12 protein-coding genes are annotated in these 13,675 nt (G+C 71.4%); all 12 read right to left on the bottom strand.

Annotated features, from left to right (window positions below):
• Positions 1 to 16: 16 nt before the first annotated feature.
• On the bottom strand, positions 17 to 4,111 hold the full coding sequence (gene dnaE / locus FJR00_RS08210) for a DNA polymerase III subunit alpha (RefSeq protein WP_141338287.1): 4,095 nt from the start codon (positions 4,109 to 4,111) through the stop codon (positions 17 to 19).
• 111 nt (positions 4,112 to 4,222) lie between these two features.
• Positions 4,223 to 5,446: an endonuclease/exonuclease/phosphatase family protein gene (locus tag FJR00_RS08205; RefSeq protein ID WP_141338286.1), complete on the bottom strand. Its 1,224-nt coding sequence runs from the start codon at positions 5,444 to 5,446 to the stop codon at positions 4,223 to 4,225.
• Between the two features lie 78 nt (positions 5,447 to 5,524).
• Positions 5,525 to 7,186 carry a glycoside hydrolase family 3 protein gene (locus tag FJR00_RS08200; protein WP_141338285.1) on the bottom strand — a complete coding sequence of 554 codons (1,662 nt, stop codon included), beginning with the start codon at positions 7,184 to 7,186 and terminating at the stop codon, positions 5,525 to 5,527.
• Positions 7,187 to 7,202: 16 nt separating this feature from the next.
• The gene (locus FJR00_RS08195; protein WP_141338284.1) at positions 7,203 to 8,132 is read right to left on the bottom strand and encodes an RluA family pseudouridine synthase; all 930 of its coding nucleotides are present in this window, start codon (positions 8,130 to 8,132) and stop codon (positions 7,203 to 7,205) included.
• Positions 8,129 to 8,677 (bottom strand): signal peptidase II, encoded by a 549-nt coding sequence (gene lspA / locus FJR00_RS08190; protein WP_141338283.1) that lies wholly within the window; start codon positions 8,675 to 8,677, stop codon positions 8,129 to 8,131. The genes FJR00_RS08195 and lspA overlap by 4 nt, the downstream gene beginning before the upstream one ends.
• The gene (locus tag FJR00_RS08185; protein ID WP_238330393.1) at positions 8,650 to 9,081 is read right to left on the bottom strand and encodes a TraR/DksA family transcriptional regulator; all 432 of its coding nucleotides are present in this window, start codon (positions 9,079 to 9,081) and stop codon (positions 8,650 to 8,652) included. Before FJR00_RS08185 ends, lspA begins: the two co-directional genes overlap by 28 nt.
• A gap of 272 nt (positions 9,082 to 9,353) precedes the next feature.
• The gene (locus FJR00_RS16520) at positions 9,354 to 10,589 is read right to left on the bottom strand and encodes a DivIVA domain-containing protein (RefSeq protein WP_141338281.1); all 1,236 of its coding nucleotides are present in this window, start codon (positions 10,587 to 10,589) and stop codon (positions 9,354 to 9,356) included.
• Between the two features lie 128 nt (positions 10,590 to 10,717).
• Entirely contained in the window at positions 10,718 to 11,002 is a 285-nt protein-coding gene (locus tag FJR00_RS08175) for a YggT family protein (protein WP_075958873.1), read from the bottom strand.
• A 25-nt stretch (positions 11,003 to 11,027) separates the two neighbouring features.
• Entirely contained in the window at positions 11,028 to 11,540 is a 513-nt protein-coding gene (locus FJR00_RS08170; RefSeq protein ID WP_141338280.1) for a cell division protein SepF, read from the bottom strand.
• 60 nt (positions 11,541 to 11,600) lie between these two features.
• Positions 11,601 to 12,329 (bottom strand): YggS family pyridoxal phosphate-dependent enzyme, encoded by a 729-nt coding sequence (locus tag FJR00_RS08165; RefSeq protein ID WP_141338279.1) that lies wholly within the window; start codon positions 12,327 to 12,329, stop codon positions 11,601 to 11,603.
• Complete coding sequence (locus FJR00_RS08160) at positions 12,329 to 13,111, bottom strand: purine nucleoside phosphorylase YfiH/LACC1 family protein (RefSeq protein ID WP_141338278.1); 783 nt, start codon at positions 13,109 to 13,111, stop codon at positions 12,329 to 12,331. Before FJR00_RS08160 ends, FJR00_RS08165 begins: the two co-directional genes overlap by 1 nt.
• 39 nt (positions 13,112 to 13,150) lie before the next feature.
• Complete coding sequence (locus FJR00_RS08155) at positions 13,151 to 13,672, bottom strand: DivIVA domain-containing protein (RefSeq protein WP_141338277.1); 522 nt, start codon at positions 13,670 to 13,672, stop codon at positions 13,151 to 13,153.
• Between the last annotated feature and the right edge of the window lie 3 nt (positions 13,673 to 13,675).

Genomic DNA, 13,675 nt, shown 5'->3' with positions numbered 1-13,675 from the left:
CGTTGCCGGGCAGGACTCAGCCGGCGATGCAGTGCGGCCCCAGGAGTGCCTTGAGGTCGCCGAAGAGCTCGGGCGAGGCGGTGACGCGCAGGGTCTCGTCGAGGCGGAGAAGCACGGTGCGCCCGGGCTGGGTGAGCCGGACCTGGACCTCGGTGCTGCCGGGGTGGTCGGCCAGCACGGTCTTGAGCTTGTGCGCCAGCCCGTCGGTGGCCCTGGTCAGCGGCAGGCTGAGCACGACCGGGCCGCGCGGGCCCTGCTTGATGTCGGGCAGGAGCAGCTCGTTGGCCAGCAGCTCGGCGCCGTCGTCGCCCTTCTTCAGCCGGCCCTTGACCACGGCCACGGTGTCCTCGGCGAGCATCGTGGAGATGGTCATGTAGACCTTCGGCCAGAACACCACCTCCAGGGAACCGGCCATGTCCTCGATCGACAGCCGGGCGTAGGGGTCGCCGTTCTTGGTCCGCTTCAGCTGCAGGTTGGTCAGCAGGCCGGCGACGGTGACGAAGTCGCCGTCCCGGGCCCCGTCCTCGCCGACGATCTCCAGGATCGAGGAGTTGGAGTGCTGGGCCAGGATGTGCTCGATCCCGTTGAGCGGGTGGTCGGAGACGTAGAGCCCCAGCATCTCCCGCTCGAAGGCGAGCAGGACCGACTTGTCCCACTCGATGTCCGGCACCGGCGGGAGGGTCACGATCTGCATACCCTCCTGCTCCTGCTCGTCGTCGCCGAAGCCGAACCCGGAGAAGAGGGAGTCCTGCCCGATGGCCTCCTGCTTCTTCTCGTCGACGAGGGCGTCGACGTAGCGCTCGTGCACGGTGACCAGGCCCTGCCGGGTGTGGCCGAGGCTGTCGAAGGCGCCCGACTTGCACAGCGACTCGACGGTGCGCTTGTTGCACACGACCGCCGGCGACTTGCGCAGGAAGTCCTCGAAGGAGGTGAAGGCACCCTTCTCCTCGCGGGTGCGCACGACGGCGCCCACGACGTTGTGCCCGACGTTGCGCACGGCCGACAACCCGAAGCGGATGTCGTCGCCGACGGCGGCGAAGTTGGCCACCGAGGCGTTGACGTCGGGCGGGAGCACCGCGATGCCCATCCGGCGGCACTCGGCCAGGTAGAGGGCGGTCTTGTCCTTGTCGTCGCCGACGCTGGTGAGCAGGGCGGCCATGTACTCGGCCGGGTAGTTGGCCTTGAGGTAGGCGGTCCAGTAGGAGATGACGCCGTAGGCCGCGGTGTGGGCCTTGTTGAAGGCGTAGTCGGAGAACGGCACGAGCACGCCCCACAGCGAGGCGATCGACTCCTCGTTGTAGCCCTGGGCCTTCATCCCGTCGGAGAAGGGGATGTACTCGGCGTCGAGCACCTCCTTCTTCTTCTTGCCCATCGCCCGGCGGAGCAGGTCGGCGTTGCCCAGCGTGTAGCCTGCCAGCTTCTGGGCGATCTCCATGACCTGCTCCTGGTAGATGCAGTTCGAGAGCACCAGGCCGCTGGAGACGAAGTTGTGCACGTCGTCGACGGTGATGTCGTAGACGGGCTCGGGGTCACCGACGTGGATGTCCTCGACGATGGCCCAGTCCAGCTCCGGGTATGCGGTCTCGCGCCCCCCGGTCGCACCCTGGGTCGACATCCCGCCCGCAACACCGGCAGCCGCCATCGCGGGCTCAGGAGCCGCGACGCGCTCGTCCGAGCTGCGGGCGATCGCATCCACCCCGGCCACGAGCTCGCCCGCCGGGACCCAGCCCCGGGTGGTGAGGACCTTGTGGTCCGCCGACAGGCGGAGCTCCTGACCGGCGCCCGTGCGCACCGTGAGCACCGGCTTGGCGGGCATCTCCCACCAGTGCGTGACTCGGCGTCGGACGACCTTGCCGCGATCGTCGACACCGAAGGTGAAGAACCCTTCCGTCACCCGGTCGGCGAGCTCGTCGATGCGCACCCGCTCCCCGGTGTCGGCGTCGACGATGGGGGTGTCCCCCGCAACGCACAGGCCGTACGTGTTGCCCAGGATCGGCTCGAGCGCCTCGACCATCTGCGGCTGCAGCTTGCCCTTCAGCTGCGGGTCGAGCGGGACGACCTCCTGCTGGCCGTTCTTGCGCAGGGCGAAGTTGGTGTGCGCGTTCACCCCCATCGGGCCGGGGCGATAGAGCGCGAGCGCCGCGGAGATGTCCTCGAAGTTGTCCGGGCGCATGAGCCGCAGCAGCTGGCGCATGCCGTTGCCGTCGAGCTGGAACACGCCGAGGGTGTCGCCGCGGCCGAGCAGCTCGTAGGTCTTCCGGTCCGTCATGTCCTTGGAGAGCGCGTCGAGGTCGATCTCCTCGCCGCGGTTCTCCCGGATGTTGACGATCGCGTCGTCGAGGACGGTGAGGTTGCGCAGGCCCAGGAAGTCCATCTTGACCAGCCCGAGCGTCTCGCACGTCGGGTAGTCGAACTGGGTGATGATCTGGCCGTCCTGCTCCCGGCGCATGATCGGGATGAGGTCGATGAGCGGCTCGCTGGACATGATGACGCCGGCGGCGTGCACGCCCCACTGACGCTTCAGCCCCTCCAGCCCCTTGGCGGTCTCGAAGATCTCCGCGGCGTGCTGGTCCTCGGCCAGCATCTGGCGGAACTCGCCGGCCTCGCCGTACCTCTTGTGCTCCGGGTCCTGGATGCCGGTGAGCGGGATGTCCTTGCCCATCACCGACGGCGGCATCGCCTTGGTGAGCTTCTCCCCCATGGCGAAGGGGTAGCCCATCACCCGGGAGGCGTCCTTGAGCGCCTGCTTGGCCTTGATCGTGCCGTAGGTGACGATCATCGCGACGCGGTCGTCGCCGTACTTCTCGGTGACGTAGCGGATGACCTCCGAACGCCGCCGGTCGTCGAAGTCGACGTCGAAGTCGGGCATCGACTTGCGCTCGGGGTTGAGGAAGCGCTCGAAGATCAGCCCGTGCGGGATCGGGTCCAGGTCGGTGATGCCCATCGCGTAGGCGCACATCGAGCCGGCGCCGGAGCCCCGTCCCGGTCCGACGCGGATGCCGTTGCGCTTGGCCCAGTTGATGAAGTCGGCGACCACCAGGAAGTACGACGCGTAGCCCTTGCCGATGATGACCTCGGCCTCGTAGGCCGCCTGCTTGCGGGCGTAGTCCGGCACCCCCTCGGGAAAGCGCCGGTGCAGCCCGGTCTCCACCTCGGCGAGGAACCAGCTCGTCTCGTCGTGGCCCTCGGGGCAGGGGAACTTGGGCATGTAGCGCCCCTCCCCCTCGGTGAAGGAGATGTCGCAGCGCTCGGCGACCACGAGCGTGTTGTCGCAGGCCTCGGGCAGCTCGCGCCACAGGTGCCGCATCTCCTCGGCCGTCTTGAGGTAGTAGCCGTCGCCGCCGAACTGGAACCGGTTGGGGTCCTGCATGGTCGAGCCGGACTGCACGCACAGCAGGGCCGAGTGCGCCTTGGCGTCCTCCTGCTTGGTGTAGTGCAGGTCGTTGGTCGCCAGCAGGGGCAGGTCGAGCTCGCGGGCCAGCTTGAGCAGGTCCTGGCGCACCTGCCGCTCGATCTGGATCCCGTGGTCCATGAGCTCGCAGTAGACGTTCTCGTGGCCGAAGATGTCACGCAGGTCGCTGGCGTGCTGGACGGCCTCGCGGTACTGCCCCAGCCGCAGCCGGGTCTGGATCTCCCCCGACGGGCAGCCGGTGGTGACGATCATCCCCTGGCCGTAGGTCTCCAGCAGCTCCTTGTCCATGCGGGGCTTGAAGTAGTAACCCTCCATCGACGCCAGCGAGGCCATCCGGAACAGGTTGTGCATCCCGTTGTTGTTCCGGGCCAGCATCGTCATGTGGGTGTAGGCACCGCCGCCAGAGACGTCGTCACGCCCGCCGTCGCCGTACTTCACCCGGGTCTTGTCGGTCCGGTGGGTGCCCGGCGTGAGGTAGGCCTCGAGCCCGATGATCGGCTTGACGTCGTACTTCTGCGCCGTCTTCCAGAACTCGTAGGCCCCGAAGATGAACCCGTGGTCGGTGGTCGCGATCGCCGGCATGCCCAGGTCGTGCGCCGTCGAGAGCATGTCGTCGATCCGCGCCGCACCGTCGAGCATCGAGTACTCGGTGTGGTTGTGCAGGTGGACGAAGTTCCCGGAGCTGGCTGGCGCTGACATCGCCCCCGATCTTAGGTCCCTCCACCGACAGGTAAGCCCCCGCGCCGGGGCCGCGCGCGACGGTGCAGGTGGGGGGCCTGCGGGGGTCTTCCGGCGGGGCGGCCGACCCCCTCAGCGGCGGTGCGGCAGCCGCACGTCCACCCACACGAGCCGGTGGTCGCTCGTCGGGAACGGGTAGGTGCCCACGAGCCGGAAGAGCGGGTCGTCGGAGGTCGGCCAGAAGACGCCGGCGTCCTCGATCTTCAACGACCGGCCGGGCAGGACGTAGTCGACGCGGAGGTTGCCCGGCGGCTCGGAGAAGTCGGCCGTGTCGAACGCCGGGTCGCCCCGGTGCTCGAGGTTGACGCCGCCCTGGAGGAGGGCCTGCTCGACCCCGCCCTCGCTGGCGGGGGCGACCGTGGTGTTGACCCGCGGGTGGTCGAGCAGCTGGTCGATCGCGCCGTTGAGCGAGTCCCCGTCGTGCGGGTCGGCGTTGTAGTCGCCGACGACCACGAAGCGCTCGCCCGGCTTGAGCCCGCCCCGCTGCCCCTCGTCGTCGTAGATGTAGGCGGACTGCTTCGGCGATCCGACGTAGTCGGCCCAGAACCGGATCTCGTCGTGGTTGCGCCGGCCGTTGCGGTCCTCGGGCCCGTCGAAGGTCGGCGGGGTCGGGTGGGCGGCGAGCACGTGCACGGTCCTGTTGCCGACCTCGACGGGGACGTCCCAGTGGGACTTGCTCGACAGGCGCAGCACCTCCTGCGCCTCCTGCGAGTAGTAGTCGGTCGGCATGAGGTTGCCCGGCATGTCGGCCCAGCGAAACGTCTGGAAGGTGCGCACCTCGTCGGCGTCGATCGGGTAGCGGGAGTAGACGACCATCCCGTACTGCCCGGGGAAGTACCCGAAGCCGAACGCGTCGTCGGGCCCGCCGACGGTCCTGTCGCCGTTGAGGTCGACCCCGCTGGGGATCCCGGTGTTGGACGGGGCGATGTAGGCGTAGGGGTAGTCGATCGCCTCGGCACCGTTCTGGGGCACCTCGAGGTAGTTGTCGCGGAACAGGTCCTCGTTGCCGGCCGCGTAGTCGAACTCGTTGACGAGCACGACGTCCGGGCGGGTGCGCTGGATCGTCTCGGCGACGTTCTGCGCCTGGAGGTTCTCCCCGGTGGACAGGTCCCGCGCGAGGTCGCCGTCGTTGAAGCGGTTGAGCGAGGCGTTGAAGGTGGCGAACCGTACGTCCAGGTCGGGCTCGCCCTGCCCCCGCTCGGGTCCGGCGGCGGCCGGGAGCGCGGCGGCGCCCAGCCCGAAGACCAGGGCGAGGGTCGAGGTGGTCGCGATCGTGCGGCGGGCGGCGGAGGTCATACCGCGCAACATAGGCGGGTATGCCGTGCCGCGCACCCCCAGGTGGGTGCACCCGGGCGCACGGGTCGGGACCTCCCGTCAGCAGCCGGCGCGCTCCACGCCGTCGACCTCCACGGGCAGCCGGCCCGGTGCCGGCGCGTCCCCGGTGAGGACGGCGACGAGCGCTTCCATGGCGCCGGGGGTGTCGCCGTAGAGCGCCACCTTCGTCGGGGCGCCGCTGGCGGCGAGCAGGTATGGCGTCTCGAGGGCCACCGAGACCTGTGCCCCGTACGGGCCCTGGCCCGGGCGCAGCAGCTCGACGGTGGTGCCGGTGCCCAGGGGCAGGCCGGCCCGTTCGGCGGCCCGTTCGAACCGCTGGACCGCCAGCCGGTCGCCCATGGGGACGACGCCGCCGTCGACCAGCGGCCCGTCGCAGTCGCCCTGGACCACGGTGACCGCGGCCTGCGACACCTCGCGGGCGACGTCTGCGGCTCCGCCGGGTTCGAGTGCCTCGACCATCCCCCGCTCCTGCGCCTCGAGCAGCGCCGTGACCTGGCGGACGACGGCCTCGTCGAGCCGCTCCTGCGCCAGCGTCCCGTCGCCGACGGCGGCGACGATGGCGTCCCGGGCAGCCAGCGGGTCCGAGGGCATGAGGAGCACGTCCGCACCGGCCTGCAGGGCGGCGACGGAGGCCTGGCCGGGGCCGTAGGCGTTGGACACGGCGGCCATGTTGAGCGCGTCGGTGACGACCAGGCCGTCGAAGCCCAGATTGTCGCGGAGCAGCCCGTCGACTACCTCCGGCTCCAGCGACGAAGGGAGCTGGGACTCCAGCGCCGCGACCTGGATGTGCCCCACCATGACCGCCGGCAGGCCGGCCTCGACGGCCGCCGCGAACGGGACCAGGTCGCTGTCCCGCAGCTCCTCGAGCGTGCGGGTCTGGACGGGCAGCTGCACGTGGCTGTCGGCAGGGACCGAGCCGTGCCCGGGGAAGTGCTTGACCACGGGCAGGATGCCAGCGTCCAGGTAGCCGAGTCCGGCGGCGGTCGCGTGCTCGGCGACCAGCTCCGGGTCGCCGCCCGGCGACCTCGAGCCGATGGTGGGGTCGGAAGGGCCCATCGTCACGTCCACCGTCGGGGCGAAGACCGCGGTGAACCCCACGCCCCGCAGCTCCGCCCCCGAGGCCGCCGCCGCACGCCGTGTCAGGTCGGGGTCGTCCGCGGCGCCCAGGCTCATGAACGTGGGGAACCGCGTCAGATCGCCCTTGGCCCGCTCGACGAGGCCACCCTCCTGGTCGACCCCGAGGAAGACCGGCCACTCCCTTCCCGCCGTCTCCCCCGCCTCGGTCATCGCCGCGTTCAGCCCGGCCAGCTGGTCGGTGGTCAGGTCGGGGTCCATGACGATGATCCCGCCGAGGTGGTGGTCGGTGACCAGGCCGACCGGCGGCGTCGCCCCGAGGTGGGCGGCGACGACGACCTGGCCCGCCTTCTCCTCCAGGGTCAGGTCCTTCACCAGCTCGGCGGCCTCGTCCTCGAGCGCCGGCTCGGGCTCCGGGGGCTCGGTCGTGCGGTCGGCCTCGTCCGACGGCTCCGGGTCGGGTGCCGGCGCGGGCGCCGGGGTCGCTGTCGTCTCCGGGGCGGGCTCCACCGTCGTCGTGCTGCCGGCCGGGGAACTCGTCGGTGCGGGCGTCTTGACCGCGCAGGCCCCGAGGGGGACGAGCAGCACGACGGCGCCGACGACGCCGGACCTGGCGACCCCTCTCATGCCCCCTGACCTCTCCTCAGCCCCGGACGACGTCCAGCGCGTGCTGCAGGTCGTCGGGGTAGGGCGAGTCGAACTCGACGTACTCCCCGCTGCCGGGGTGCTCGAAGCCCAGCTTGACCGCGTGCAGCCACTGCCGCTGCAGCCCCAGCCGCTTGGCCAGGGTGGGGTCGGCGCCGTAGGTCAGGTCGCCGGCGCACGGGTGGTGCAGGGCGGAGAAGTGCACCCGGATCTGGTGGGTGCGGCCGGTCTCGAGGTGGATCTGGAGCAGGCTGGCCGAGCGGTGCGCCTCGAGCAGCTCGTAGTGGGTGATGCTGGCCCGCCCCTCGCGGCGGACGGCGAACCGGTAGTCGTGCCCGGGGTGCCGTCCGATCGGGGCGTCGATGGTGCCCTCGTGGGGGTCGGGCAGGCCCTGGACGAGGGCGTGGTAGGTCTTGTCGACCACCCGGTCGCGGAAGGCCTGCTTGAGCACGGTGTAGGCCCGCTCGGACTTGGCCACGACCATCAGCCCGGACGTGCCCACGTCGAGGCGCTGCACGATCCCCTGCCGCTCGGGGGCCCCCGAGGTGGAGATGCGGTAGCCGGCGGCCGCCAGCCCCCCGACGACCGTCGGCCCAGACCACCCGACGCTGGGGTGGGCGGCGACGAAGGCCGGCTTGTCGACGACGACCATCTCGGTGTCGTCGTGCACGATCCGCATCCCCTCCACCGGTTCGGCGACGACCTCCAGGGCGGGCGGCGGCCCGACGGGCGGGAGGGTCACCTCCAGCCACGCCCCGGCCATGACCCGGTCGGACTTGCCGACCACCTTGCCGTCGACGGTCACGTGCCCGTCGGCGGCCAGGTCGGCCGCCTTGGACCGGGAGAGCCCGAGCAGCCGGGCGAGGGCGGCGTCGACCCGTTCACCCTCAAGGCCTTCCGGGACGGCGAAGGCCCGCGAGTCGCTCACGGCTCCTGCCCCTCGCGGGTGCCGTCGAGCCGCAGCCCGCGCAGCGCGAGGATCCCGATGAGCACCGCTGCGCTGGTCACCCCGATGTCGGCGACGTTGAAGATGGCGAAGTTGGGCAGCCGGATGAAGTCGACGACGTGCCCGAACAGCGGCCCCGGCTCGCGCAGGTAGCGGTCGATCTGGTTGCCGACCGCGCCGCCGAGCAGCAGCCCCAGCGCCACCGCCCACGGCAGGCTGCGCACGCGGAAGGCCAGCCACACGACGGCCACGGAGATGACGGTGCCGACCACGGTGATCACCGGCGTCAGCGAGGTGCCCATCGAGAAGGCCGCCCCGGAGTTGTAGGTCAGGTGCCACCTCAGCAGGTCGCCCACGGCCTGGACCGGCTCCCCCTGGGTCAGGGCCCGCTCGGCCCAGACCTTGGTCAGCTGGTCGAGCACCACCCAGCCGGCGGCCAGGCCCAGCACGACGACGGTCCGCCGGCGGGGGCGGACCGTGGAGGGGGTGGGGGCGTGGGTCAGCGGCGTTCCTGCTTCTGCTTGCATGTCATGCATAGGGTCGCACGGGGGAAGGCCTGCAGCCGCATCTTGCCGATGGGGTTGCCGCACGCCTCGCAGTCGCCGTAGGAACCCGAATTGATCCGCTCCAGCGCCCGCAGCGTCTGCATGAGCAGGTCGCGGGCGTTGTTGGCCAGGGACAGCTCGTGCTCGCGCTCCCAGGTCGCCGCGCCCGCGTCGGCCTGGTCGTCCCCCGCCCCGTCGGCGTAGCTGCGCATCATCTCGACGAGGTCGTGCTCGGCCTCGTCCAGCTCGACCCCGAGCCGGGCGACGTCGGCCTCCAGCTCGGCGCGCACCTCGGCCAGCTCCTCGGCCGTCCAGGCGTCCTCGTCGTGCCGGACGCTCAGGGACTCGTGCGCGGTGCCCCCACGCTTCTTCGCAGTGCTGGCCACGAGGTGCCTTCCTGTGTGCAAGAACCCACGGTCGGCCGGCGGCCGGTCGTGGGCAACGGTGCGCAGAGGATATGTCACGCAGCCCCTGGAGACAACGTCCTTCCCAGCCGCCACGCCGGTCCCGTCCGGCAAACCACCCCTGGGGGTGGGAGAGGACGCCCCCTACGCGTCCACGCCGCCCTCCCCCGGGTATGCCGCGACGCGACGGGCGCCCCGGGAGGTCCCGGGGCGCCCGTGCTCACGTGCGGGGTGGGGTGACCACCCGGTGGGGGTCAGCGCTGCTGGTCCCCGTCGATGCGGGAGAGCTGCTCGGACAGGAACGTGCGCAGGCGGTCGCGCAGGTCGGTCTCCTGGGTCTGCAGCTCGCCGATCCGGCCGGTCAGCGAGTTCTGCTGGGTGTTGAGCTCCTCCAGGATCGCGGTGCGGCGCTGCTCGGCCTCGCCGACCATCTGGTCGCGCGAGCTCTGCCCCTCGCCCACGAGCCGGTCGTGGGTCTGCTGGCCGGTGCTGACCAGCTCGTCGTGCCGGCTCTGGCCCTCGGTAACGAGCTGCTCGCGCTGCTGGCGGCCCTCGTCGACGAGGCGGTCGTGGGTCTGCTGACCGGTGCTGACCAACTCGTCGTGGCGGGTCTGCCCCTCCTGCACCAGGCGGTCGTGGGTCTCCTGGCCCGTGCTGACGAGCTCGTCGTGGCGGGTCTGGCCCTCGTGCACGAGCCGGTCGTGGGTCTCCTGACCGGTGGTCACCAGCTCGTCCCGGCGCTGGTCGGCCTCGGCGACGGTGCGGTCACGGTAGCCCTCGGCCTCCTCGATGAGCTGACGCTTGGTCGTCTCACCCTCGGCGACGTGCTGGTCGTGCAGCCGCTGGGCCAGCGAGATGATCTTCGAGGACTCCTCGCCGGCGGCCGGCCCAGCCGCGGCGGCAGCCAGCGGGGCGGCCTGCCCCTGCTCGGCGGCGCGCTCCTCGGCGTCCCGGCGGGCCTGCTCGGCCTCGGCCCGGGCCTGCTCGGCCTGCTCCTCGGCGGACCGGGCGCGGTCCTGCGCCTCGGAGAGCTGACCCTCGAGCTCACGGACGCGCTGGTCGGAGGCGGCCACCCGGCCGCGCAGGTCCTCCAGGTCGGCAGAGGCACCCTCGGCACCCTCGACGCGGGAGCTCTCGGCGGCCTGGGCCCGCTCCTCGGCCTGGGCGCGGGCCTCCTGGCAGGCGGCCAGCTCGCGCCGGGCCTCCTCCAGCTCGGCCTGCAGCTGCTCGGCGCGCTCGTCGGAGGCGCCCGACTCCATACCCGGCACGGCGGCGGCGGGGGTGAAGCGTTCGGTGTCGTCGCCGCCCATCCCCCGGCTGGCACGGCAGTCCTCGAGGTCGGTGCGCAGCGAGTCGTTCTCCGCCAGCAGACGCCGCAGCTCGACGACCACCTCGTCGAGGAAGTCGTCCACCTGGGTCTCGTCGTAGCCGCGACGCAGGTGGGTCGCACTGAAGCTCTTCTTGATGACGTCTTCGGGGGTCAGCGCCATGTTTCACCTCGTGTCGGGGAGTCACCGCCGCAGCCCGGCGCACGGGTCGTCAGGGCAGGGTCGATGACGCGCGGTCTGCACGTGCAGGGTCACTCTAACGCACCGGGGGCACCCCGACGGGTGGGCCGTCAGAACGGCAGCGTGACGGCGAAGCCGCGGGCCAGGCTCACCGCGAGGATGAGCACCAGGAAGCCGAGGTCCAGGGCGATCCCGCCGAGCCGCAGCGGCGGGATGACCTTGCGCAGGGCCTTCAGCGGCGGGTCGGTGAGCGCGTAGATCCCGTTGGCCAGCACGAGGACCGGGCCCTTGGGCCGGAAGTCCCGGGAGAAGACCATGATCCAGTCGAAGACCAGCCGGCCGATGAGGACGAACAGGTAGAGGCTCAGGACTGCGTAGAGGATCTGTCCGACCATGGGGACAGCCTACGTGCTGGCGGAATCAGCTCTGGTTGAAGGGACCCGAGCCCTGGCGCTGCCGCTCGGCGGTGCCGCCCTCGACCTCGATGTGCTCGGGCGAGAGCAGGAAGACCTTGCTGGTGACCCGTTCGATGGAGCCGCGCAGGCCGAACGCCAGGCCGGCGGAGAAGTCCACCAGCCGCTTGGCGTCGGCGTCGTCCATGTCGGTGAGGTTGATGATGACCGGGATCCCGCCGCGGAAGGACTCCCCGATGTCCTTGGCCTCGTTGTAGGTCCGCGGGTGGATGGTGGTGATGCGGTTCAGTTCGCTCATCTTGGGCTCCCGGACGACCTGGCTGACCGGCGTGCGACGCGGCAGGGGGGTGACCTCGGCGTCCTGGTCGGGACGGTCGTCGTCCTCGTCCCGGACGGCGCGCACGGCGCCGCCGCGGTGGGCCTCGGCCGGCTCATCCGGGTAGGCGTCGTAGTCGTCGTACCGCTCGTCGGACTCGGCGAGTCCGAGGTACTCCATCGTCTTGCGCAGCGCCCCGGCCATGTAGCGAGCTCCTTGGTGCGTACGGGCGTGCTACCCGTGGTGGATCGGTCGCTGCCGACGCTACCGCCGTGCTCCCAGGATTCCGGTCCCGACACGCAGGTGTGTCGCACCGTGCGTCACAGCAGTTTCCAGGTCGCCGCTCATGCCGGCCGAGACCCAGGTGGCCTCCGGGTGGTCGGCGCGCAGGCGTGCGGACAGGTCGGCGAGCCGCTGGAACGCCGCGGCGGTGCCGTCCTCGTCGAGCCCGAGGGGTGCCACGGCCATCACGCCGCGCAGCCGCAGGTGCTCGGCGGCGGCGACCGCGTCGGCGAGGGCGGGGACGTCGGCGGGCACGGCCCCGCCGCGTCCGGCGTCGGCCCCCTCCCCCAGGTCGACCTGGATCGTCACCTCGAGGGGGGTATGCCGCGCGCCCTCCGCCAGGGCGGCACCCGCCCCGCGGTCGAGGGACTTGACGATCTTGGGCCGGTCGACGGACTGGACGACGTCGGCGTAGCGGGCGACGTGGCCGGCCTTGTTGCTCTGCAACTGGCCGACGAAGTGGACGGTGAGCAGCTCGCGGACCTCGGCGGGGAGCTCGGCGACCTTGGCCCCGGCCTCCTGGTCCTTGTTCTCCCCCACGTGGCGCACGCCGAGGTCGGCGAGGTGCACGACGTCGGCGGCGGGGAAGAACTTGGTGACCGCGACCAGGGTGAGCTCCGCCGGGTCGCGGCCGGCGTCGGCGCAGGCGGTGGCGATCCGCTCGTGGACGGTGCCCAGGTTGGCCTGCAGCTCGGTCCTGCGGTCGGTCATCAGGCGACCTCCTCGGGGGGCAGCAGCCGGACGATGCCGGCGAACCGGCCCGTGGTGCCGTCACGTCGGTAGGAGTAGAGGTTCGGGTCCTCGCGGGTGCAACCGGGCAGCCAGCGCGCGCTGACGCCGTCGCGGGCGAGCTGGTCGACGACGGCGCCAGCGACGTCGATGGCCGGGGTGCCGGTCCAGCTGACCGACGGGGCGACCTGGCTGACCCGCGCGGCCTCGTCGCGCATACGTGCGGGGACCTCGTAGCAGCGGGGGCACACCGACGGGCCGACGACGGCCTCAATGTCCCTGGCCCCGAGGGTGCGCATCCAGGCGAGGGTGGCCGGGACGACGCCGGACATCATCCCGGGGCGTCCGGCGTGCACCGCGGCGACCAGTCCCTCGCGCCGGTCGAGAAGCAGGACGGGCGTGCAGTCCGCCACCAGGACCACGAGCGCCTCGTCGGTGCGGCCGGAGACGAGCCCGTCCACGGCGGGCGCGGGGGCATCGGGGCTGCCCACCTCCGGAACCAGGTCGTCGTGGGTACCGGGAGTGACGGCGACGTCGCACCCGTGCCGCTGGTCCATGAACCGCAGATCGGCCGCCCTCAGCCCGAGCTCGTGGGCCACCCGGTGCCGGTTGGTCTCGACGGCGTCCGCGTGGTCGCCGACGTGGTTGGCGAGGTTGAGCCCGTCGAAGGGAGGCTGGCTGGAGCCCTCGTGGCGGTCGGTGAAGGCCCACTCGACGCCGAACTCGGTGCCGGCCGGGTCGATCCGCTCGCGCCAGAGGAACACGGGTGACAGGCTATGCCCCCGGCCGATCCAGAGTTCAAGTCAGGACGGACGCCCGGAGTTGTTCGAGGCAGCATCATGGAGACGCTGCGCAAGTCGACCGAGCACCGCGATGTCCTCCATCGGATCGCCGGTGGGTTCCGTCCGCTGGTCAGGGTCCAAGGGTTGAACTCGCGACTCAGCGTCCAGCCGTAGACGGCGCAGCTCCGACAGCAGGGAATCGTACGCAACTCGTAGATCGTCGTGGGCAGCCTGCAGCGACGTCAGACGGCTCTGGGCATCAGCCACCTGCGCGCTCAATGCCTGCATCTCGCTCACTACCTCCTGCCGTTCGGTTCGGATCAGGTCGATCTGCTCACGCTCCCGTGCAATCCGATCCGAATGCATCCCCTCCGCGGACGGTCGCTGCAACCGGACGAGCAGCTCTTCCTTCTCCCGGTCCCGTCGCCGGAGGTCGGCGACAACTTCCTCCAGGAAAGAGTCGACCTCCGATGCATCGTAACCACGCCTGATCAGGGACGACGTGAACGACTTGCGGATGACATCTTCAGGGCCAAGTGGCACGGG

Source organism: Ornithinimicrobium kibberense, from assembly GCF_006519705.1.
GTDB classification, from domain to species: Bacteria; Actinomycetota; Actinomycetes; order Actinomycetales; family Dermatophilaceae; genus Ornithinicoccus; species Ornithinicoccus kibberensis.
Note: the sequence above shows the minus strand (reverse complement) of the source record. Positions and strands in the feature narration are given on the sequence as shown.

Excerpts from the sequence above, each read along its gene's own strand:
- dnaE (WP_141338287.1), bottom strand. The coding sequence starts at position 4,111 with ATGTCAGCGCCAGCCAGCTCCGGGAACTTCGTCCACCTGCACAACCAC.
- FJR00_RS08205 (WP_141338286.1), bottom strand. The coding sequence starts at position 5,446 with ATGACCTCCGCCGCCCGCCGCACGATCGCGACCACCTCGACCCTCGCC.
- FJR00_RS08200 (WP_141338285.1), bottom strand. The coding sequence starts at position 7,186 with ATGAGAGGGGTCGCCAGGTCCGGCGTCGTCGGCGCCGTCGTGCTGCTC.
- lspA (WP_141338283.1), bottom strand. The coding sequence starts at position 8,677 with ATGCAAGCAGAAGCAGGAACGCCGCTGACCCACGCCCCCACCCCCTCC.
- FJR00_RS16520 (WP_141338281.1), bottom strand. The coding sequence starts at position 10,589 with ATGGCGCTGACCCCCGAAGACGTCATCAAGAAGAGCTTCAGTGCGACC.
- FJR00_RS08175 (WP_075958873.1), bottom strand. The coding sequence starts at position 11,002 with ATGGTCGGACAGATCCTCTACGCAGTCCTGAGCCTCTACCTGTTCGTC.
- FJR00_RS08170 (WP_141338280.1), bottom strand. The coding sequence starts at position 11,540 with ATGGCCGGGGCGCTGCGCAAGACGATGGAGTACCTCGGACTCGCCGAG.
- FJR00_RS08165 (WP_141338279.1), bottom strand. The coding sequence starts at position 12,329 with ATGACCGACCGCAGGACCGAGCTGCAGGCCAACCTGGGCACCGTCCAC.